Here is a 20,799-nt window from a genome sequence, read left to right as displayed (position 1 = left end):
ATGTGCGGCAACAAGGCCAAGATCATGGACCCGGCCGGCCTGCTCACCGGCAAGAACGCCAAGTACGCGGATCCGCTCGGCATCACCAAGACGGCCATCGGCGATCCCACCGGCGACCTTCGGAAAGAGCGCCAGCGCATCGCCGCTCAGGAGGCGGCCGACCGCAAGGCCCAAGAGGACGCCAAGAACGTCCTGCCGAACGCCCTGGCCGATGCCCGCCGCCTGGCAGCGCAGTCCACGGAATCCACCCTCAACCAGCGACTGAAGCGGCGCAGTTCCTTCGCCGTAAGTCTGCTGGGCTCTGCAGGAGGCTGACCCCATGTGTGGGAAACCCAAGGCACCCAAGGTCGTCGAACGCGACCCCGTGGCCGAACAGCGCGCCGCTGAGGCGCAGGCCACGACCCAATCCAACCTCGAGCTGGCATCGCGCCGCCGCCGCCGCCGCGAGTCGTCGCTGCTGACGCTGGGGGCGCAGGGCCTGGCCGGTGGCGGCGGTGGCCGCTCGCTGCTGGCCAGCGCCGTTGGCAAGTCCACCCTGGGCGGTGCCTGATGAGCGCCGGTGCCCGCATCCACAAGCGCCTCGGTGAGCTGAAGTCGCGCCGGCAACCCCATGAGCAGGTGTGGCGCCACTGCTTCGAAATGACGTACCCGCTGCGCGCCGATGGCTTCGATGGCCAGCAGCTGGACGCCCAGCAGGGCATGCGCAAGCGCGGCGAGATCCTGGACAGCACCGGCACCGACGGCTGCCGCATCCTGGCCTCGGGGATCATGTCGGGCCTGACCCCGGCCAACTCGCGTTGGTTCGAGCTGGACGTGGAGCAGGCCACCGACGACGAGAAGGAATGGCTCGGCGAGGCTGCCGACACCGTCTGGACCAACATCCATCAATCCAACTTCGACGCCGAAGGCTACGAGGGGTGCCTGGACGCGGTCGCCGCGGGCTGGTTCGTCCTCTACATCGACGAGGCGCCGGACGGTGGTTTCAGCTTCCAGCAGTGGCCGATCGCCACCTGCTACGTGGCCAGCACCCGCGCCGATGGCCTGGTCGACACCATCTATCGGGAACACAGGCTTTCGGCCGAGGCTGCCGCCGCGCAGTTCGGGGCCGAGAACCTGAGCGAGCAGCTGCAGAAGCTGGTCAAGGACAAGCCGCTGGAACTGGTGAGCTTCATCACCTGCATCGAGCCGCGGCCCATGCACGTGGTCGGCGCGCGCCTGGCCAGGAACCTGCCCTTCGCGTCCTGTGTGGTCGAGGCCAACACAAAGCACCTGGTGCGCGAGTCGGGCTACCACGAGTTCCCCTGTGTTGTGCCGCGCTGGATGCGCCTGCCGAACAGCGCATACGGCGTGGGCCCGGCCTTCGACGCGCTGCCCGACATGCGCATGCTCAACGAACTGAAGGCCATGCAGCTGGCCGCGGCGGATATCGCCATCGCCGGCATGTGGATCGCCGAGGACGACGGTGTCCTGAACCCGCGCACGGTCAAGGTCGGCCCGCGCAAGGTCATCGTGGCCAACTCGGTCGACTCGATGAAGGAGCTGAAGACCGGAAGCGACTTCCAGCTGGCCGAGTACATGGTGACCCACCTGCAGGCGGCGATCCGCAAGATCTTCATGGCCGACCAGCTGCAGCCGCAGGACGGCCCAGCCATGACGGCCACCGAGGTGCACGTGCGGGTGGAGCTGATCCGCCAGCTGCTGGGCCCGATCTATGGCCGCCTGCAGGCTGAGTACCTGCGCCCCATGGTTACCCGCTGCTTCGGCATCGCCGCCCGCGCCGGCGTGCTGGGTCAACCGCCGGAGTCCCTGGCAGACCGCGAGTACACGGTGAAGTACGTCTCGCCGCTGGCCCGCGCGCAGCGCCTCGAGGAAGTGACCGCGATCGAGCGCCTGGTGCTGAACATGGGTGCGCTGGCACAAGCCACTGGCGATTCCAGCGTGTTCGATCAGCTGGATACAGCCGCAGCCGTCCGCATCACCGCCGAGGGGTTGGGCGTTCCACCGGAGGTGCTGCACAGCCAGGACGAAGTGCTGGAAGTCCAACAGGCCAAGCAGCAGGCAGCGGACGAGCAGCGGCAGGCAGCGGCCGTTGAACAGGTGGCCATGGGCGCAGCACAGCAGGCCGTTGGCCAGCAGGCCGCCGCATGACCGACCAGCGCGAACGAGTGACGCCGGAAATGTACGCCAGGGTGTTCGAGAACCACGCCGAGGGGGCACTGATCCTCGAGGACCTGGTGCGGCGCTTTGGCGGTAACCCCTGGGTCCGCGGCGGTCTGGACGGCCAGCGACAGACGGATTTCAACGCGGGGGCGCTGTCGGTCCCCACCTTCATCCTCAATCAGATCAACCGAGCGAACGGAGCAGAACCCGATGAACATGAGCAGCAACCATGAAGACACCTCGGCCGCGGGCGCAGGCGGTACCGATGCCGCAGCAGCAGCTGCCGGCGCGGCGGGCGCGGGAGACGCTGCCTCGCTACTCCAACAAGGCGCGGGAGAGGAAGCCGCGTGGCTGCCGGAGAAGTACCGTGTAAAGGTCGACGGCAAGGACGAAATCGACTTCCAGGCGTCGGCCCGCAAGCTGGGTGAGGGTTACAAGGCACTCGAGGCGAAGCTGGGCAGCGGCGCCACCGGCACAGTGCCGGAGAACCCCGACAGCTACCAGCTGACCGTGCCGACCGACTCCGAGGGCAAGCCGCTGGTCGAAGGCGTCGACCTGCAGGAGTTCATGGCCGACCCGATGTACAAGGCCCTGGCCACGAAGGCCCACGCCGCCGGCATCAGCAACGAGCAGATGAATTTCTTCGTCGGCGAGTACCTGCAGATGGCACCGCAGTTGTTCGAGGCCAACCTGCAGCTGGGCGCCGATGAGGCCCGACAGACCCTGTCGGCAGTGTGGAAGGACGACGCAGCCATGAAGGCGGGCCTGGCGAGCGCCGCCCGTGCCGCCCAGGGCTTTGCAGCTCCTGCCGGCCAGCCGGGCAACTACGACAACGTGATGCAGAAGTTCGGCAACGATCCCGACTTCCTGGCGCTGATGGCCAGCATCGGGAAGGAAATGGGCGAGGACAAGCCGATCAGTTCGGACCCGGTGGCTGCAGCTGACTGGCAGGATCAGGTGGATGCCCTGAAGGCCAACCCGGCCTACATGGACAAGAGCCATCCGCAGCACGCCAGCGTCGTGCGGCAGGTGAGCGACATGTATCAGAAGCGCTACGGCACCCAGCAGCGCCAGCTCGGCGCATCAGCCGTTCGCTGATCGCAACACGTCCCGCAAGAGCCCCGCCCAGCGCGGGGCTTTTTTGTGCCCATGCAAATAGTCGGGATTCCGAATGGGCCGCACGGCCATCCTGCCAGCCATCGGCCCGGGGTGGCACCCGGATACCCGCGAAAGCCCGCGACGTTGCCACGCGAACCGCACGGCCCCGCAAGGGACACCCGGGCAGGCACGAGCCCCCTTCAAACCCTTCGGAGCCCTATATGAGCCAGCAGATTACCGAAGCCTTCGTGCAGCAGTTCGCGGACAACTTCCGCCACGTGGCCCAGCAGATGCCGTCCCGCCTCGAGTCCTGTGTGACCATCGAGTCGGGCATCGTCGGCATGTCCAAGTCCATCAACTTCCTCGGCCAGCGCACCGCACAGCGCCGCCTGGTGCGTCACGGCGACACCCCGATCAACGACCAGCAGCACGGTACCCGTTTCGTCGACCTGTACGACTGGGAAGACGGCGACATGATCGACGACCTGGACAAGGTCCGCATGCTGGTCGACCCGACCAGCGACTATGTCAAGGCCATGGTGTCGGCCTTCAACCGCTCCAAGGACGACGTGATCATTGCCGCTGCCCGCGGCAACTCGCGCGCAACCGCCGGCAACATCATCCTGCCGGCCACGCAGAAGATCGCAGTAGGCGGCGCCGGCCTGACCAAGGCCAAGATCATCCAGGCGAAGGGCATGTTCCGCCGCAACGAGGCGGACGAAGAGAACGGCGAAGAGCTGTACATGGCCTATACCGCTCAGATGCTGCAGGACGTCCTGAGCGACACCACCCTGACGTCTGCCGACTTCCTGGCCGTGCAGATGCTGCAGAACGGCTCGCTGAAGGGTAAGTGGATGGGCTTCAACTGGATCCCGACCGAGCGCCTGGACAAGGTCGGTACCACTCGCTACGGCCTGGCGTGGGCCAAGTCCGGCATCACCCTCGGCATCGGCAAGGACACCACCACCGAAGTCGGCAAGGACCCGGGCAAGGGCTTCAACACCCGCGTGTACGGCAAGCAGGCCATCGGTGCGGTGCGCTCCGAGGAAGTGAAGGTCGTCGAGATCGCCTGCCAGGAAGCCTGATCCATCCGGCGCAGCGGCTTCGGCCGCTGCTCCACCCAACCCATTCGCATACGAGGTAGCCACCATGGCAGTCGTCAACAAGCTCTCCGCCGCACTCGCCCAGCGCGATGGCGTGCCCTCCCAGCTCAACAGCAATGCCGCGCCGACCAAGCTGGCCACCGGCCGCGTCAAGGAATCCATCGGCGTGATCGCCGTGGCCAACGGCGACAGCGCGGCCAGCGTGCTGCGCCTGTTCTCGGTGCATTCCAGCTGGCGCGTGAGCGCGCTCCTGCTGTCCTGCACCGCGATCACCGGCGCCGCAGCCGATATCGGCCTGTACGACCTGCCGACCCGCAATGCCGGCGCAGTCGTGGATGCCGATCTGTTCGCCTCGGCCGCTGACCTGGCCACCGCGCAGAACGGCACGAACGTCCTGATCGAGTCGGGCACCGTCACCCCGGACAAGCTGGAATGGCCGCTGTGGCGCGTGCTGGGTCTGGCTGCTGACCCCGGCCTGTACTACGACGTGGCCGCAACGCTGACTGCGGGCGCGACCGCCGCCGGCAGCATCGCCCTGAAGGGACACTTCATCGACGGCAACTGATCCAGGTTTTCAACCCGGATAGCAACAGGGACACCATCCGGGCGCCGAGTGCGCCCGGCTTTTTTTGAGGGCCGCGCACCATGACTGACCCCATCACGATCTGCTCCAACGCGCTGATGATGCTCGGCGCCAAGCCGATCGCCAGCTTTAGCGAGTCCGAAGGCGCGGGCTCGAACCTCGACCGAGCCAAGCTCTGCGCCGCTCTGTACCCCGGCCTGCGGCTGGCCATCCTGCGTGGCCACTACTGGAACACCTGCGCGCGCCGCGTGCTGCTGTCGCCAGACGAGCAGAAGCCGGCCTTCGGCTATGCCTACCGCTTCCGCCTGCCCGGCGACTGGCTGCGCACCTGGGGCGTGGGCGATCGCAACACCCGGGGACGTCTCGATTACCGCACCGAGGGGCGCTACCTGCTGTGCGACGAGCCGATCATGCCGCTGCTCTACGGCGCCGACGTTCCCGAAGATCAGTGGGACACCCTGCTGGTGGACGTGATGACTGTCGCTGTGGCTGCGCGTCTGGCGTACCCGATCACCGCCAGCACCAGCGTGGAGGAAGCCAAGAAGATCGAGCTACGCGACCTGCTGCGCGAAGCCAGGGCCACCGACGGCCAGGACGATCCGCCGGAGACGTTCGGCGACTTCCCGCTGCTGCAGAGCCGGATGAGGGGCTGACCATGCGCCTGACCCCCGCTCAAACCAACTTCACCGCCGGCGAAATCAGCCCGAAGCTCTACGGGCGCAGCGATATCGACCGGTACCGCAACGCGGCGGAGATCCTCGAGAACGTCATCATCATGGTGCAGGGCGGCGTGCAGCGCCGGCCAGGCCTGCGCTACTGCGCGCAGGCCAAGCACCAGGACAAGTACGCGGCGTTGGTCCCCTACGTCTTCAGCCGATCACAGGCCTACATGCTCGAGGTCGGCGACGCCTATATCCGGGTGTTCCTCGAGAACGGCGCACAGGTGCTGGTGGAGTCGAGCCCGGGCGTGTTCGCCCCCTTCGAGATCGTCACCGACTATGCCGAGGCGGACGTGGCCGCGATCGACTACGTCCAGAGCGGGGACACAATGTTCCTGTTCCACCCGGACTACGTGACCCGCCGCCTGCGTCGTTTCGGCGATGCCTCGTGGATCCTCGAGGCAGTGCCGTGGGTGGAAGAGCCCTTCGGCGAGGTGGGCTATGCCCCGCCGGTGACCATGACGCTGGACAGCCTGGCGCTCGGCCCTGGGCGAACCATCACCACCAGCGGGGATGCGTTCCTCGCTGCGGACGTTGGCCGCGAGATTGAGGCCCTGGGCGGCCTGGCGGTCATCACGGCGGTTACCAGCCCGACCACCGCGACGGTCGACACGCAGACGCCTTTCCCTGCGCTGACCACCGCGGCTGGGCAGTGGGTGATCACCGGCAGCCCGTTGGCCGTGCTGACCCCCACCTACCCGGGCGGTGGGGCGAACGATCTGCCGCCGGTTGGCGCCTCGGTGACGCTGACCCTGGACGCGCCTGGCTGGCGCTCGGTGGACGTGGGCAAGTGGGTAGAGCTGAACGCCGGGCTTGTGCAGATCGATGCTGTCAGCTCGTCGACGGTGGCCACGGCGACTGTCCGGCGCGCGCTCACGGCGTTGGTGGCAGTACCTGCCTTGGCCTGGGTGCTGAAGGGTACGGTGTGGGGCGGCCGCAACGGCTACCCGGGCACGGGAACGTTCTTCGAGCAGCGCCTGTGGCTGGCTGGCTCGCGCGCGTTCCCACAGACCGTGTGGGGTTCGCGCATCGGCGAATACCTCAACTTCGAGCTGGGCACCAACGACGACGATGCGGTGTCGTTCGACCTGGCCAGCGATCGCCAGAACCTCATCCGGCACCTGACCCAGGTAAACGCCCTCGTGGCGCTGACCAACGGCGGCGAGTTCACCCTGCAGGGCAGCCTGGACAAGCCGATCACGCCCACCAACGTGCAGATCCGCAACCAATCCAGCTTTGGCTGCGGCGACGTCTCGCCGGAGCGAGTGGGCCGGGAGCTGGTGTTTACCCAGCGTGCCAACCGCAAGCTGCGCGCCCTGTCTGCCGACCGCATCGACACCGCGCAGTACGGGGCACCGGAACTGACCGTGTTGGCCGACCACATGACAGCGGGCGGCATCACCGGCAGCGCCTACGAGGCCGAGCCCGACTCGCTACTGCATTGCGTGCGCACGGACGGCCAGCTGGCGACCTGCGCCCTCGATCGCGACCAAGAGGTTGTTGGCTGGTCCAGGCAGGTGACAGACGGCCTGTTTATCTCGGTGGCCACGCTGCCGCGCACGGACAGCGATCAAACCTGGGCGATCGTCAGCCGCACTGTGAACGGGGTGCAGCAGCGCTATGTGGAGCGCTTCGACCGCGACGTGATGACTGACGCCTGTGTCACCGCCACCAGCGTTGCAGGCGACACCACCTGGCTGGGCCTCGGCCACCTCGAGGGGAAGACGGTCAAGGTCAAGGCAGACGGCGTGGCGCTGAACGACCGTGTTGTGGCTGGCGGCCAGATCACCATCGAGCGGGCCGCCAAGCAGATCGAAATCGGGCTGGGCTACTCGCCGCGCGTGAAGCTGCTGAGGCCGGAAATGTACAGCGATTCGGGATCTGCGCAGAGCAGCAACATCCGCGTTTCCGAGGTCGTGGTGCGCGTTCTCAATTCCACCGGCCTGCTGGTCAACGGCCAGGTGATGTTCGCGCGGAAAACCGGCCTCGGCGTGTTGGACCAGCCGCCGCCGCTGCTGACCGGCGATGAACGGGTCGAACAGCTGGGCTGGGAGATGGGCGACTTCCGCATGGAGATCACCCAGCCGCAGCCGTATCCCTTCCACCTGCAGGCAGTGATTACAACCATGACGGTGAACAAATGATCCGCCACGCGACCGACGATGACATGGGCGCAATGCTGATGCTGGCCGAGCAGATGCACGCCGAGTCCGACTACCGCCGATTCCCCTTCGCCATCGACAAGATGGCGCGACTGTTTCAGGCGTTGATGGACGGGCAGGGGGTGGTGCTGGTCGCCGAGCAGGCCGGCCGAGTGGTCGGTGTGATGGCTGGCTACTGCGAAGAAAGCTGGTTCACCCCCGCGAAGGTGGCTGGCGAATACGGCGTGTTCGTCGAGCCCGGCGCCCGTGGCGCTGCGCTGGCCGCTGGGCTGGTGCGCGCGTTCTGCGCCTGGGCAACGGAGCAGGGCGCCGACTTGATCCAGGTGGGCGTCACCACCGGCGTGACCACTGACCGCACGGCCCAGCTGTACGAACGGCTTGGCTTCCGCCGCACCGGCGTTGTGTTTGAGTACGAAGGAGACTGACCCATGGGTGTTGCCGCGATCCCTATCATCCAGTGGGGCGCCCTGGCGCTCAGTGCTGGCGCCGCCGTCTACCAGGGCGAGCAACAGAGCAAGTACAACAACTATCTGGCAGCGCAGGCAGAGGCCGACTCGCGCGCCGAGCGCGGGGCCGCGCAGGTGGAAGCCGAGCGCATCCTGAAGGCGTCGAAGCGGCAGCGCAGCGAAGCGGTGGCCGCGCTGGCCGCGTCCGGCGTCGACGTGAACAGCTCCACGGCGCTGAAGATCGACGAAGAGATCTCCCGCGGCGCCTCGGAAGACGCGTTCCTGACTCTGACCGGCGGCAACGACCGCGCAGCACGGCTCAACGCCGAGGCTGCCGGCGCGCGCTATGCCGGCCAGCAGGCGCGGACCAGCGGCTACATCAACGCGGGGACGTCGCTGCTCAGCACTGGCTCGAGCATCGCCCGAGGCTGGAAGCGCACCAGCAACCTGAGCGGGGGCCGCTGATATGGCACGCATCGATATCGGCCAGTTCGGCCAGGGTGGCGGCACCGCGCCGCTGGTGCGATCCCGGGTCAGTGGCGCCGGGGTAGGGGACGTGGCGCAGGCTGTGGGGCAGCTGGGCGGTGTGGCCACGCAAATCGGCAACTCAATGGCTGCCGAGGAAGCGCGGGAGGCTGAGGGCCTGGCGCGCGCGAAGGCGGCCAATGCCCAGCTCGACTACGAGCTGCAGGTGGGCGACGTCCAGCGCAAGCTCGAGGACGACGTGGCCACCGGCAACGTGCCGTATGCCGAGGCGGCGAGTCGCTACCAGGAAGCTGTCGGCAAGATCGAGAAACCGGCCGTTGCAGGCCTCACTCCCGATTTGCAGTTGGCCTACGATCGCGGGCTGCAGCGCACCGTTACTGCCGGGCAGCTCGGCGTCGATCGGGTGGCGCGCACGGCCAAACGCGCCGACTTCCGCGGGCAGTTCGACGCTGCCCTGGACAAGCTGGGCAAGATCGCCGGCATGCCTGGCGCCGATATCGCCGCGGTCAACCAGCGGGCGCAGGCCTTCGCGCCGCTGGCCAAGCAGGCCGGCCTGAGCGATGCGGCAGTGAGTAAGGCCCTGCAGGACTTCTATGACCGCACCTGGACGTCGCAGGCCACCCAACGGGCGATCTTCGCCCGCGAGGACCCCGCGGCGCTGAAGACGCTGGAAACGGACCTGTCCAGTAGCGATGGCTTCTATGCCGACAAGCTGGATCCCGAGAAGCGCAACGCGCTGCTGTCGCAGGTGATGACCCGGCAGCAGACCCTGCAGGATCGAGCCGAACGGGCGGCCGATCGCATCGACGCGAAGGCGCAGCGCGTGCTGGGCCAGATCGATCGGCAGATCGCCAGCGCCGTACCGGCAACGCCGGAAATGTGGACGGCTTGGGCCGATTCGATGAAGGGCGCCAGCCCGGACGTGCGTGCCGAGTTCGACCAGCGCGTGGCCGAGGAAAAGGAAGTCCAGAAGGTGCTGCGCATGCCGACAGCACAGCAGCAGACCTACCTGCAGAAGGCCGAGGCAGAGCTGGCCACCGCCGGTGGCACCGTGCAGCGCAAGGAAAACCTGGCTCGCACGCGCTCGGCGATCGAGGCGGCGCAGAAGCAGCTGGACGAGACGCCGCTGCTGTTCAACGCCTCGCGCGAAGGTGGCGAGGTTGAGCCACTGAACCTGGCCGCGCTGGCCAGCCCGGCCGACGCTTGGGAGGTGGGTGCGCAGCTGCAGAACCGCGCGGCCACCATCGACGGCATGCGCAAGCGCTACGGCTCGCAGGTCCAGATGGCCGTGCTGCTGCCGCAGGAAGTGCAGGCGCTCAGCGAGCAGCTGAAGCAGGGAACCAGCACGCAGCAGGCGCAGATGCTGGCCCAGCTGCGCACGGCGACCATGGATGACCAGGTGTTCAACGCGGCCATGAAGCAGCTCGCGCCCGAGCAGCCGGTGGTCGCCTACGCCGGCATGCTGGCCGCCCGTGAGCGGGCGCAGGTGACCACTCAGAAATACACGTTCAAGGCGGACGTGACTGCCAATGGCAGGGACGTTGCGGCCACCATGCTGGAAGGCAACCGATTGCTGCAGGGCAAAGGCGATACCAAGTTTCCGCTGCCTCCTGAAAAAGAGTTTCGAACCACCTTCGAGAGCAAGACGGGGAAGTTGTTCGCTGGCCGTCCGGGGGCTGCCGACGTCGCCATGCAGGCGGTGCGCGCGTACTACACCGGCCAGTCGGCTGCGGTCGGTGACCACTCCGGGGACGTCGATACAGCGCGGGTCGAAGAAGCCATCGCCGCGGCGCTCGGCGAGGTGGTCGACGTCAACGGACGGGGTGAGGTGCTGGCGCCTTGGGGCATGGGCTCGGACACGTTCGAGGATCAGGCGGAGCAGGCATTCACCGAGTCCGCGAGGGCAGCGGGCCTGCCCGACACCGTGGTGGGCAGCTTCAGCAAGTACGGCCTGCGGCAGCAGAGCGAGCGCACCTACTACGTGACCCGCGGGCGCGAGTTCCTGACCACCAAGGACGGCAAGCCCCTGACCATCACCATCACCGGGAGCGGCCGATGAGCGTTTTCGATCTGGACGAGCAGGGCCGCAAGCAGCTCGACGAGCAGGCAGTGGCCCATCCGCTGGACCTGTCGAAGGTGAAGCCCGGGTTCTTCGAAGGCCTGGGCTCGTCGATTTTCAGCGGCACCATGCGGGGCGGTGCGCGAGCCGGTACCGCCGTACTGACCGCCGGTGTGGTTCCGGTTGCGGCGCGTGACGATTACCTCTCGTCATTTATGACGGACGACGTGGCGGACTTCCTGCAGGCGCAGGGTGTAGCCAATCCGACGCGCGGCACCACCACCGCCGGACAGGATGCCTACTTCGCGGACGTGGTGGAGGGGATCGGTCAGCGGGCGGTCGACGCCTGGACGCCGGACCCCACGGAAACGGGCACCGCCGGGCGTGTGCTGGGTGGCCTGGCCGAGATCGTGTTGCCGCTTGCTGCAGCGGGCGGCAATCCAGCACTGCTGGCAGCAACTGAGGGCATCGAGCGGCCGGCCTCGCTGGTCAAGCAGGGTGTCGGCGCTGGCACCGCGCAGGCGGTTGGCCTGGCCGGCTCCGTTGGTACGCTGGCCGGGTTCAAGCTGCCGGCCGCATTCGGATCCACCCTCACTCAACGGCTGGCCACCGGCGCCGCGGGCAACCTGCTGCTGGGTGCCGGTGTCTCTGGCGCGCAGTACGCGGCACTGCAGGCTGGTGGCAGCGCTGAGCAGGCCAAGGCCTTCGATCCGCTGGACGTGGAAGCCCGCGCCGTTGACGCGCTGACCGGCCTCGCCTTCGGTGCGCTGGCGCATGCCACCGCGCCGCGCGTGCCCCTGGAACAGCGCGATGCGCTGCTGACCGCGCGCAATGCTGACCGCTTCCAGCGCACCGCCACCGCACCGCTGGTGGCCGATGAGGGTGCGGCCATCCGTGGCCAGGACGCGCTGCAGGACGCCCTCGAGCAGCTGGCGCGCGGCGAGCCAGTGAACGTGGTCGACACCATCCGGCCGTCGGACTTCCTGCTGCCCGTGGCAGATCAGACGCCGGCACCGGCAGCCGCCGCGCTGGGCGGGTATCAGGCGTTCCGCCGCGCGCTCGAGTCCGGTGGCCGGGCCGATGCCCGTAATCCGGAATCCAGCGCCCTGGGGATCGACCAGTTCACCGCCGGCACCTGGCGCCGAATGGTGGCCAAGACCAAGCCGGAATGGGCGCAGGGACTGGACGACGCGCAGCTGCTGGCGCTGCGAGCCGATCCGGCGCGATCAACGGAAATGGTTGCCGCGCTGGACGCTGAGAACGCCGCAGGGCTGCGTGCTGAGGGCCTGCCGGTTGATGCCTACACCCTGTATGCCGCGCATCACTTCGGCCTCGCCGGCGGCCGGCGCTTCGCCCTGTCGGACGGCGCTACGCCGATGGAGCGGATCCTGAGCCGCGGCCAGCTCGAGGCCAATCCCTACCTGCGGGGCCTGACGAAGGATGAAGCGGTTGCCAACTGGAACCAGCGCGCCAAGCGCGCCGGCGTGCTGCCGGATGGGGGCTTGGTCGATACCGATCCCGCAGGGCAGGCCCTGCGCGAGCGCTTGGTGACGGACCCGGACAAGCTGCTGCGCGACTATGCGGCGCTCGAAGACTCCGACGGCGGCCGGGTGCTGAACACCGACACTGCGCGCGAGCTGTCGCCGGAATACCTGGCCGACCGCACCCGCAGCGCGGACGTGCACGAGGCGGCCAGCGACACCATCAAGCTGCTGTACGAGCAGAGGCTGGCCCAGCCCACCCCGGAGGGCTTCGATTCGACGGTGTTGTTCACCGCCGGCGGCACCGGGGCAGGCAAAACGTCGGCGCTGAAGGCCCGCGGCGAGGTAGGTGGCCGGCCAGAGATCATCTACGACACGAACATGAACACCCTCAGTTCGGCCGTGGACAAGATCGAGCAGGCACTGGCCGCAGGCCGGGACGTCGATATCGTCTATGTGTACCGGGATCCGGTAGATGCGCTGACCAATGGCGCAATCCCGCGCGCCCAGCGCCAGGTCGAGCGCTTCGGCACCGGCCGCACTGTGCCGCTGCGGGAGCATGCCCGCACGCACGCTGGGGTGCGACCGACCATCGAGGCCCTGGCCGTCCGTTATGCGGATGACCCCCGGGTCAACATCGACGTCATCGACAACAGCGGCGGCAAGGGTCAGCAGAAAATGGCCGATCTTGCAAGCCTCCCCCGAGTGGAGGAAGATAGTCTCCATGGCAGCCTCCAAGACGCCCTCGACCAAGCCCGTGCCGGCGGACTCGCAGAAGACCTCTACCGAGGATTCAGCGGCCCTGGACGCGGCGCACCAGCAGCGCTGGGGCGAGATCTGGCAGGAAATGGCCGACGCCAAGGCGGCGCGCAAGGCACGCCTGGCCGCGAAGCCGGCAGCCGCGGCGAAGTAACCCCCGCTCCCGAAACGCCCCTCGATGCCGCCCGTCAGCTGGCGGCGCAAAACCCTGATGCCTCGATCGTAGTCGGCGCCGATGCCGACGGCGGCAACGTGCACCGCACTGTTGCTGACGAGGTCGCCGATATCGAGGCCGATCTGGCCCGAGCAACCACCGATGCCACCGCCTTCCAGGCGGCCGTCAACTGCTTCCTGCGGAGGGGATGATGCAGCCTGCATGCGTTCAAGAAGTGGCCGCCGCCATTGGCCGCGAGCCCACCACCACCGAAGTGGCCCGGATCGAGACGGATCTGGCCAGGCACATGCGCCAGCTGGCGCGCACCGATGACCAGTGGCGCACGTTGTCGCACGAGCAGCGCCTGCAGCGTGCAGCGGAAGCCGCGCAGGCTGAGGCCATCGCAGATGCTGAGAAGGCCGCGTTCCGCCGGGCTTCGCGGCTGACGGCGCAGGTTCGGGAAACTGAGCGTCAGGCCGCGCGTGCGGCGCAACTGGCCGCGCAGGGAGTGAAGAACCCGCATCACTCCGCGCTGTTCGAGCGCATGCGCCAGGCCGACGACTACATTTCGGGCGTGCGCAACGAGTACCTGTCGGAGCTGGTCGACGCCGTACAGGCTGTGGAACCGAAGTTCCTGGGCCTGATGCACGACCCTGATTCAGTTCGAGCATTCGCCCGCGCGGTGGTGGACGGCGATACCAGCGACCCGAAGATGGCCAAGGCCGCCGCCACCTACATTGCCGCGCTCGAGGACATGCGCCTGCGCTCGAACGCTGCCGGCACTGACATTGGCCGCCTCGACTACGGCTATCTGCCGCAACCGCACGACGTGGGGCGCATTGCCAATGCCGGCAAAGACGCGTGGGTGGATTACGTGTTCCCGCGCCTGCGCCGCGAGCAGTACCTGCGCGAGGACGGCGAGGCCATGGGCGATGCTGAGGTGCGGATCTTGCTGCGCCAGGCATACGACACGATCGCTACCGAGGGCCGCAACAAGCGCGTGCTGGGTGCTGCAGGGCAGGGCTCGCGCGCCAGCCGATTCGACGACGCTCACCGCGTGCTGCACTTCAAGGACGCCGACAGCCATCTGGACTATCTGGCCGACTTCGGCCGGGGCTCGATGATGGACGCGATCCTGGGCCACGTGGGCGGCATGGCCAAGAACATCGGACTGATGGAAGAGTTTGGCGCCAATCCCAACAGCACCTATCGACTGCTGAAGGACACCGCCGAGAAGGCCGACAACGTGACCGGCGCCCGCGCGGCCTGGCACGAGTTCGCCACCCTGGACATGACCTGGGACACGCTCAGCGGCACCACCGCGCAGCCGGTGAGCCCGGCGATGGCGCAGTTCTTCCAGGGCGTGCGCAACTTCACCGTGGCGGCCAAGCTGCAGAGCGTGATGCTGTCCTCGATCACGGACGCGCCGCTGCAGGTGCTGGTCGCGCGCTCGGCCGGCGTGCCCATGGGGGAGGCCATGAAGTCGGTGTTCCGTGGCTTCGGCAAGGGCAAGCGCGAGCTGGCGCACGACCTGGCCATCGGCATGGACGAGATCGCCGGCGAAATGACCCGCTGGCACCAGGACAACCTCGCACAGGGCTGGTCGGCGAAGCTGGCGAACAGCACTATGAAGCTGACGCTCGTGGAAGGGTGGACCAACAGCCTGCGCCGCGGCTACGCGTTGACCCTGTCCCGCGCCCTCGAACGTCACCGCGGCACGGACTGGAACGCACTCGATGAGGCGGGCCGCCGCAGGATGGAGTCGGCCGGCGTCACCGAAGCGGACTGGAAGATCTGGCAGCAGGCGCCGGCCCAGGACGGCATGCTGACGAAGGACGGTATCCGGTCCGTCGACGCCAGCGAGGCAGATCTGAACCGCGCAACGGCTCGCCTGCTGGGTTATCTGGACAGCGAGGCCCGCACCGCGATCCTGGCGCCGGACCTGACCACGCGCGCGAGCCTGCAGCAGGGCACCAAGGCCGGCACGTGGGGCGGCGAGGTGCTGCGCTCGCTGATGCTGTTCAAATCGTTCCCGCTGGCGATCGTGGACAAGCACCTGCGCAGGCTGCGCAACATCCCGACCACACAGGGCAAGGTCGCGTACAGCGCGGCGATGCTCACCAGCCTGCAGCTGTTCGGTGCGGTGGCGCTGCAGCTGAAGGATCTGCGCGACGGCAAAGATCCGCGCGACATGACGACCGGGAAATTCTGGCTGGCGGCGGCTGCGCAGGGCGGCGGGCTGGGCATCTTCGGCGACATTCTCTACACCGGCATGGGCGGAGATAACCGCGGTGGCCAGGCCAACTGGACCTCGATGCTTGGCCCGGTGTTCGGCACCGTGATGGATGGGTTCACCATCGCGCGCAAGGGCGCCGGCTGGGCGATCGCCGACGAGAACAAGGCCGACGACAAGCTGGACGACCTGGGCGCCGAGGCGCTGCGGTTCGCAAAGGGGAACACCCCCTTCATCAACCTGTGGTATCTCCGCGGCGCCACCGACCACATGGTGTTCCATGACCTGCAGGAGCAGCTGAGCCCGGGATATCTGCGGCGTATGCGTAAGCGCGCGCAGAAGGATTGGAACCAGCAATACTGGTGGGAACCGGGCGAGGCCGTGCCAGAGCGTGCGCCCAACGTCGCAGCTGCAGCGGGAGAGTGACATGCGCGAAGACCAATACCTGCGCCTTCAGGCCCTCAGCGAGAAACTGGCCGAGGCCTTCATCGAGGAAGCCGACCCGGCCACGTGGACCGGCGCCGGCAAGGCCCCCAGCGAGATGGACAAGGCGGAGCGCGGCGATCGCTACTGGTGCAAGCGCAATGCGGCGGCCACTGGTGGGCTGCTGCTGCGCGTCGGGTCGCTGGTGTCGATGATCCAGCGCGACAGCAGCGGCAACGGCGGTGCCGGTGAGGTGGGAGCCGCGGACGATCAGGACGGCGACGGCGGACTGGAAGCCGAGGTAGCAGCGGCGGAGAAGGAGGGCAAGCGGCTGCTGGACCAGGTGATGAAGCAGCAGCGCCGCGCAGCCGGAGTGGCGAAGATCCATGGCAAGCCGTGACGTCTCGTTCCTGACGTTCTTCATGATGTGGGCACGGGTCCAGGGATGGGACGTGCCCCTGTTGCATGTGCGTATCTGCACGTGGTTGGAAACCTGCGTCGACCCCGAGCGGGTGCTGATGGTGTTCCGTGGCGCGGCCAAGTCGACCATCTACGCGGTCTACAAGGCCTGGAAGCTGTACCGCAACCGCGCGCACCGGTCCCTGGTGTGGTCGGCAGACAACGACACGGCCGGCATGCTGACCGCCGACACGATCAACGTGTTGCGCAACCACCCGCTGTGCATCGGTATGCTGCCCCGCAAGCCCGGCGCAAAACGCTTCTCTGTGCTGGGATCTCGAGACGCCCGCAACCCCAGCATGCGCGCGAACGGCGTGACCTCGAACGCGACCGGCGCGCGTGCGGACGATGTGGACTTCGACGATATCGAGGTGCCCGGCAACATTGAGACGCCAGAGGCACGGCTGAAGCTGCGGCAGCGCATCAGCGAATCGACCCACATTGCGGTGCCTGGCGCGCAAAAGACCTTCATCGGCACGCCGCACACGCACGACAGCATCTACCCGGAGCGCATCGCCGCCGGCGCGTCTACGCTGATCATCCCGCTGTTCGCCCACGCGACCCGATACAAAAAGACGGCCAGCAAAACTCGATACCCGATAAAGTTCGCGCCGGCCGAGGACGGGCTGTATGTGGTGGTCGGCATCCACAAGCACGCCCGGGTGCTGGTCGAGGGCACCGACTACCACGTGGACCGCGGCGAAGTGGTGTTCGCCAAGCCGCCCGGTGCCGTGCTGGATATCTACAGCGGCTGCGCCTGGCCGGAGCGGTTCAACCGGAACGAGATCGAGCTGCGCCGGAAGGAGACGCGCACCCTCAACGCATGGGACAGCCAGTACATGCTCGAAGCCAAGCCCATCGAAGAGATCCGCCTGGACCCGGAGCGGATCACCCCCTACGCCGTCGAGGCGGTCATCAGAAAGGCCAACGGTACGGCTGCCATGTTCCTGGGCGGCGTGCAGATCGCCATGGCGTCGGTGCGCTGGGATCCGGCCAGCGGCAAGATCAACTCCGACGTGTCGGCCGTCGCTGTGGTGCTGCAGGACTTGATCGGCCGGCGCTACCTGCACCGCATGGAGCAGTTGACCGGCGAGGTGGCGGAGTTCGACGACACCGGAAAGGTCATTACCGGCGGCCAGGTGTGGCAGCTGTGCGACCTGATCGAGACGCTGAACCTCCCGCGCGTGGTGGTGGAAACCAACGGTATCGGCGCCTTCGCGCCGGCCGTGCTGAAGGCCGCGCTGAAACAGAGGAAGCTGCGCTGCGGTGTTGCCGTCGAGCAGGCCGTGGCCAACAAGAGCCGCCGCATCCTCGAGGCTTGGGAGCCGCTACTGGAATCGGGCGGCCAGCTGTGGGCGCACGTGAGCGTGCTACGGGGTCCGCTGTGGGATCAAATGAAGGAGTGGATCCCCACGGCACCGAACCAGAAGGACGACTACCTGGACGCCGGCGCGGGCGCGCTGACCGATACACCTGAACGAGTCGGGCAGATAGTCGGGAATCCGAACATCACCGCGCGGGACGATTGGCGCCACAGCGCAGGGGAGCATGAGGTCGTGTTCGAGCGCTGAACGTCCACCCGTTCGGAGCCTCGATGAAAGAGCAGATCACCCAAGACCTTGCCGTGGCCGCGGCGAAGATTGCCCCGGCCGCTGGCGTCACGGTCGGCACGTACAACCCCGGGTACACGCTCAGCGACGTGGCCGTGGTCTGCACCATCGTCTTCACCTTGGCGCAGACCTTCACTGTCGTGGTGAAGAACTGGGGCGATTGGAGCGCATGGTGGATGGCCCGATGGGCCACCGTCCGCCGGGTGATCGCCAAGGTGGCCCGCCGTGGCTGACCAAGCACCGAGCGGCAAGGGCCGCAAGTTCGGGTTTGCTGCCGCGCCGGCCGCGCTGATCCTTGCGCTGGTCGCAGCCCTCGGCCAGGACAATTCCGCGCACGAGGGCAGGAAGTACGTGCCCTATCGAGACTCGGGCGGCATCTGGACCGTGTGCGCCGGCATCACCGGGCCGTCTGTTGTGCCCGGTCGGCGCTACACCCCAGCCGAGTGCGGGAAGCTCGAGCAGGACTATGTGCAGGCCATGCTGCACAACATGGGTCGCTGCGTTCGCGGGGAGTTCGAATTCCACGAGGTGAAGGCCTGGGGCCATTTCGCCTACAACGTGGGCACCAACGGCTTCTGCAGCAGCACCGCGGCCAAGCGCCTGAATGCCGGCGAGCGCACCACCGCCTGCGATGAAATCTGGAAGTGGCGCTTCGTCACCATCGACGGCGCCAAGCGCGACTGCGCGCTGCCGCAGTGGCGTTCGAAGTGCGGCGGCATCATCGACCGCCGGCAGTGGGAAATGGCCACCTGCAGAGGAACCCTGTAATGACCCCGCGACAGGCAATCACCATGGCCGTGGTGGTGGTGCTGCTATCGATCGGCGGCTGCTACTACCTGAAGGGGCGAACGGACGCCGCCACCTCAGCCGACAACAAAGCGCTGAAAGCCCAAGTTCGGGCCACAAGCACCAGCGTCCAGATCAGCCGCGACACCTCCGCCGCCGTCGACCTGGAAGCCCACGAAACCCGCGAACGCACCGCCAAGGCGGTGGAGGCCATCCATGCGACTTCTTCCGATCCTGATCCTGCCGCTGCTGCTGACGTCCTGCGCATTGCTCGGGAGGCGCACGACCGCGCCATACGTGCCGCCTGCCGGGTGCAGCGAACGAGCGATTGCCCTGCGGCCGCCGGCACCGCCGACAGACCGTGATTGGGTGAAGTGGTCCGCGGCCTATGTGGGCGCGGTCGGCGCCTATGAGGACAGCGAGAACAAGCGCGCCTACACCGCCGAGTGCCTGGACGAACACCGGGGGAAATAGTCGGGAACCCGAAGCGGGGCCAGGCCGACCATCTGCTGCAGTCTCCCGCAGGTGCCGCCATGACCGTCCCCGCCTACACCGGCCCCAACACCTCTATCGCCAACGGCGTCACGACGGTGTTCCCCTACAGCTTCCGCATCCTCGACGCGGCCCACATTCGGGTCACCGTCAACGGCCTCGTCCGCATCCTCGGCACGCACTACACCGTCGAAGGCGTGGGCAATCCAGCCGGCGGCAATGTCGTGTTCGTGGCGCCGCCGGCAGCCAATGCCAAGGTGGTGCTGCACCGGGCAATGCCGATCGTCCGAGTCATCAACTACGAGAACCTGGGCGACCTGCTGGCGCAGACCCTCAACGAGGATCAAGACGCGCCGGTGATGATGATTCAACAGCTCATGGCCGACTCCATGCTGCTGGTGCCAGACCCCGAAGGCAGCGGCGACATGGTGTGGGATGCCAAGGGCTCGCGCATCATCCATGTGGGCGATGCCACCCAGGACATGGACGCCCTGAACAAGCGCACCGCGCTGGTGCTGATCGAGCAGGTGCAGAACGGCGGCGGCACGGTGGGGGTTTCTCCCCGGCTGTGGACCTTCGTCGGCGACGGCGAGGTGACAGACTTCCCGCTGGCCGGCGCTGACGTAACGGACCCGCTGTTCTACGACACGGCGGTGGAGCTGGCCGCCAACGCGGGCAATTACAAGGTATCCCGTCCGGTCGACGCCAACGGCGTAGGCGAGTTCCTGATCGTGCCAGGCGTCAGCGGAGCGCCGCCGGCTATCCGGTTCCTGCAGCCCCTCGGGGACGGCGTCCGGGGCTTCACCACCCTACGCGGCTACGCGCGGCCGTGGATCGGACAGCAGCCGATCTACACCGTTGCCCCCCGGATCATCAGCGTCACCGGCAACGTGACGCTGGGCGGGGACATGCACAACACCCTGATCCTGGCCAACTCGCCGAACCCGATCACCATCACCATCCGCGCGAACACCGGCGGCAGCGCTGACTGGAAGGAGGGACAGTTCTTCTCCGTGCAGCAGGTCGGCACGGGCCAGGTCACCCTCGCGGTGCAGGGCGGTGGCGCGCTCACCGTGCCGGAGTCGTTCCAGGCCAAGAGCCGGGCAATCGGGAGCATCTTCAGCGCGACCTGTACCGCTCCCGATGCCGACGCCTGGACTGCTGCCGGCGACCTGCTGCGCGCGGCGTCCAATCCCGACCTGCAGTGCTTCGTGCTGCCCGATCGTTCAGCGCTGATCGGCACCAACGTCACCACCGGCACCACCAAGGGGTCGCTGGTGCTGCCGTATGGCATGGTCCTGTCGGCGGTGAACCAGCGCGGCATCTACGCCAGCCTGTCCGAGGCCCAGCCCAGCGGCACCCCGCTCACGGTTGACGTGAAGCGGAATGGCACGAGCATCCTCAACGTGAAACTGACGTTCGACAACGGCGAGCGTTCCACGCTGACGGCTGCACTGCCGCCCACGCTGGCGCCTGGCGGCGACGTGCTGGCCGCAGGAGACGAAATCACCTTCGATGTGCAGCAGGTGGGCACTGCCGGCGCCAAGGGTCTGCAGGTCTACCTGGTCGGCCAGAGGTCCAGCTGA

The 20,799-nt window shown here is 67.5% G+C and carries 20 protein-coding genes; all 20 read left to right on the top strand.

Annotated elements, in window-relative coordinates:
- The 20 genes from AC5P7R_RS14630 (at position 1) to AC5P7R_RS14535 (ending at position 20,799) form a co-directional block, all read left to right on the top strand.
- The gene (locus tag AC5P7R_RS14630) at positions 1–315 is read left to right on the top strand and encodes a hypothetical protein (RefSeq protein ID WP_032962289.1); all 315 of its coding nucleotides are present in this window, start codon (positions 1–3) and stop codon (positions 313–315) included.
- 4 nt (positions 316–319) lie between these two features.
- Positions 320–550, top strand: a complete 231-nt coding sequence (locus AC5P7R_RS14625; RefSeq protein ID WP_180895399.1) for a hypothetical protein — start codon at positions 320–322, stop codon at positions 548–550.
- Positions 550–2,148, top strand: coding sequence for a portal protein (locus AC5P7R_RS14620; RefSeq protein WP_495213979.1), 1,599 nt, complete (start codon positions 550–552; stop codon positions 2,146–2,148). Before AC5P7R_RS14625 ends, AC5P7R_RS14620 begins: the two co-directional genes overlap by 1 nt.
- Entirely contained in the window at positions 2,145–2,393 is a 249-nt protein-coding gene (locus AC5P7R_RS14615; RefSeq protein ID WP_495213977.1) for a Bbp19 family protein, read from the top strand. Before AC5P7R_RS14620 ends, AC5P7R_RS14615 begins: the two co-directional genes overlap by 4 nt.
- Positions 2,377–3,258, top strand: coding sequence for a hypothetical protein (locus AC5P7R_RS14610; RefSeq protein WP_495213976.1), 882 nt, complete (start codon positions 2,377–2,379; stop codon positions 3,256–3,258). The genes AC5P7R_RS14615 and AC5P7R_RS14610 overlap by 17 nt, the downstream gene beginning before the upstream one ends.
- 221 nt (positions 3,259–3,479) lie before the next feature.
- On the top strand, positions 3,480–4,343 hold the full coding sequence (locus AC5P7R_RS14605; RefSeq protein ID WP_165710852.1) for a phage capsid protein: 864 nt from the start codon (positions 3,480–3,482) through the stop codon (positions 4,341–4,343).
- Positions 4,344–4,407: 64 nt separating this feature from the next.
- Entirely contained in the window at positions 4,408–4,926 is a 519-nt protein-coding gene (locus AC5P7R_RS14600) for a hypothetical protein (protein WP_495213975.1), read from the top strand.
- Positions 4,927–5,006: 80 nt separating this feature from the next.
- A complete protein-coding gene (locus AC5P7R_RS14595) occupies positions 5,007–5,597 on the top strand; it encodes a hypothetical protein (RefSeq protein ID WP_495213974.1) in 591 nt (196 codons plus the stop codon).
- Positions 5,598–5,599: 2 nt separating this feature from the next.
- A complete protein-coding gene (locus tag AC5P7R_RS14590) occupies positions 5,600–7,807 on the top strand; it encodes a phage tail protein (RefSeq protein WP_495213973.1) in 2,208 nt (735 codons plus the stop codon).
- Positions 7,804–8,250 carry a GNAT family N-acetyltransferase gene (locus tag AC5P7R_RS14585; protein WP_495213972.1) on the top strand — a complete coding sequence of 149 codons (447 nt, stop codon included), beginning with the start codon at positions 7,804–7,806 and terminating at the stop codon, positions 8,248–8,250. The genes AC5P7R_RS14590 and AC5P7R_RS14585 overlap by 4 nt, the downstream gene beginning before the upstream one ends.
- A gap of 3 nt (positions 8,251–8,253) precedes the next feature.
- Positions 8,254–8,736, top strand: coding sequence for a hypothetical protein (locus tag AC5P7R_RS14580; protein ID WP_414488084.1), 483 nt, complete (start codon positions 8,254–8,256; stop codon positions 8,734–8,736).
- A gap of 1 nt (position 8,737) precedes the next feature.
- On the top strand, positions 8,738–10,816 hold the full coding sequence (locus AC5P7R_RS14575) for a hypothetical protein (protein ID WP_495213970.1): 2,079 nt from the start codon (positions 8,738–8,740) through the stop codon (positions 10,814–10,816).
- Complete coding sequence (locus AC5P7R_RS14570; RefSeq protein ID WP_495213969.1) at positions 10,813–13,422, top strand: zeta toxin family protein; 2,610 nt, start codon at positions 10,813–10,815, stop codon at positions 13,420–13,422. The genes AC5P7R_RS14575 and AC5P7R_RS14570 overlap by 4 nt, the downstream gene beginning before the upstream one ends.
- Entirely contained in the window at positions 13,422–15,869 is a 2,448-nt protein-coding gene (locus AC5P7R_RS14565; RefSeq protein WP_495213968.1) for a hypothetical protein, read from the top strand. The genes AC5P7R_RS14570 and AC5P7R_RS14565 overlap by 1 nt, the downstream gene beginning before the upstream one ends.
- 1 nt (position 15,870) lies before the next feature.
- Positions 15,871–16,266: a hypothetical protein gene (locus AC5P7R_RS14560; RefSeq protein ID WP_414615978.1), complete on the top strand. Its 396-nt coding sequence runs from the start codon at positions 15,871–15,873 to the stop codon at positions 16,264–16,266.
- Positions 16,253–17,896: a phage terminase large subunit gene (gene terL / locus AC5P7R_RS14555; RefSeq protein ID WP_495213966.1), complete on the top strand. Its 1,644-nt coding sequence runs from the start codon at positions 16,253–16,255 to the stop codon at positions 17,894–17,896. The genes AC5P7R_RS14560 and terL overlap by 14 nt, the downstream gene beginning before the upstream one ends.
- Before the next feature lie 23 nt (positions 17,897–17,919).
- The gene (locus tag AC5P7R_RS14550; RefSeq protein ID WP_111202718.1) at positions 17,920–18,168 is read left to right on the top strand and encodes a hypothetical protein; all 249 of its coding nucleotides are present in this window, start codon (positions 17,920–17,922) and stop codon (positions 18,166–18,168) included.
- Positions 18,161–18,703, top strand: a complete 543-nt coding sequence (locus tag AC5P7R_RS14545; RefSeq protein ID WP_495213965.1) for a lysozyme — start codon at positions 18,161–18,163, stop codon at positions 18,701–18,703. Before AC5P7R_RS14550 ends, AC5P7R_RS14545 begins: the two co-directional genes overlap by 8 nt.
- On the top strand, positions 18,703–19,086 hold the full coding sequence (locus AC5P7R_RS14540) for a hypothetical protein (protein ID WP_165710831.1): 384 nt from the start codon (positions 18,703–18,705) through the stop codon (positions 19,084–19,086). Before AC5P7R_RS14545 ends, AC5P7R_RS14540 begins: the two co-directional genes overlap by 1 nt.
- A 168-nt stretch (positions 19,087–19,254) precedes the next feature.
- On the top strand, positions 19,255–20,799 hold the full coding sequence (locus AC5P7R_RS14535; protein WP_495213963.1) for a hypothetical protein: 1,545 nt from the start codon (positions 19,255–19,257) through the stop codon (positions 20,797–20,799).

Source organism: Stenotrophomonas sp. YJH_SMC_27 (assembly GCF_059369815.1).
This window is presented reverse-complemented; position numbering and strand designations above follow the sequence as displayed.

Bases quoted from the DNA above. Each gene is read 5' to 3' on its own strand.
- AC5P7R_RS14630 (WP_032962289.1), top strand. From the start codon at position 1: ATGTGCGGCAACAAGGCCAAGATCATGGACCCGGCCGGCCTGCTCACC.
- AC5P7R_RS14625 (WP_180895399.1), top strand. From the start codon at position 320: ATGTGTGGGAAACCCAAGGCACCCAAGGTCGTCGAACGCGACCCCGTG.
- AC5P7R_RS14620 (WP_495213979.1), top strand. From the start codon at position 550: ATGAGCGCCGGTGCCCGCATCCACAAGCGCCTCGGTGAGCTGAAGTCG.
- AC5P7R_RS14615 (WP_495213977.1), top strand. From the start codon at position 2,145: ATGACCGACCAGCGCGAACGAGTGACGCCGGAAATGTACGCCAGGGTG.
- AC5P7R_RS14610 (WP_495213976.1), top strand. From the start codon at position 2,377: ATGAGCAGCAACCATGAAGACACCTCGGCCGCGGGCGCAGGCGGTACC.
- AC5P7R_RS14605 (WP_165710852.1), top strand. From the start codon at position 3,480: ATGAGCCAGCAGATTACCGAAGCCTTCGTGCAGCAGTTCGCGGACAAC.
- AC5P7R_RS14600 (WP_495213975.1), top strand. From the start codon at position 4,408: ATGGCAGTCGTCAACAAGCTCTCCGCCGCACTCGCCCAGCGCGATGGC.
- AC5P7R_RS14595 (WP_495213974.1), top strand. From the start codon at position 5,007: ATGACTGACCCCATCACGATCTGCTCCAACGCGCTGATGATGCTCGGC.
- AC5P7R_RS14590 (WP_495213973.1), top strand. From the start codon at position 5,600: ATGCGCCTGACCCCCGCTCAAACCAACTTCACCGCCGGCGAAATCAGC.
- AC5P7R_RS14585 (WP_495213972.1), top strand. From the start codon at position 7,804: ATGATCCGCCACGCGACCGACGATGACATGGGCGCAATGCTGATGCTG.
- AC5P7R_RS14580 (WP_414488084.1), top strand. From the start codon at position 8,254: ATGGGTGTTGCCGCGATCCCTATCATCCAGTGGGGCGCCCTGGCGCTC.
- AC5P7R_RS14575 (WP_495213970.1), top strand. From the start codon at position 8,738: ATGGCACGCATCGATATCGGCCAGTTCGGCCAGGGTGGCGGCACCGCG.
- AC5P7R_RS14570 (WP_495213969.1), top strand. From the start codon at position 10,813: ATGAGCGTTTTCGATCTGGACGAGCAGGGCCGCAAGCAGCTCGACGAG.
- AC5P7R_RS14565 (WP_495213968.1), top strand. From the start codon at position 13,422: ATGCAGCCTGCATGCGTTCAAGAAGTGGCCGCCGCCATTGGCCGCGAG.
- AC5P7R_RS14560 (WP_414615978.1), top strand. From the start codon at position 15,871: ATGCGCGAAGACCAATACCTGCGCCTTCAGGCCCTCAGCGAGAAACTG.
- terL (WP_495213966.1), top strand. From the start codon at position 16,253: ATGGCAAGCCGTGACGTCTCGTTCCTGACGTTCTTCATGATGTGGGCA.
- AC5P7R_RS14550 (WP_111202718.1), top strand. From the start codon at position 17,920: ATGAAAGAGCAGATCACCCAAGACCTTGCCGTGGCCGCGGCGAAGATT.
- AC5P7R_RS14540 (WP_165710831.1), top strand. From the start codon at position 18,703: ATGACCCCGCGACAGGCAATCACCATGGCCGTGGTGGTGGTGCTGCTA.
- AC5P7R_RS14535 (WP_495213963.1), top strand. From the start codon at position 19,255: ATGACCGTCCCCGCCTACACCGGCCCCAACACCTCTATCGCCAACGGC.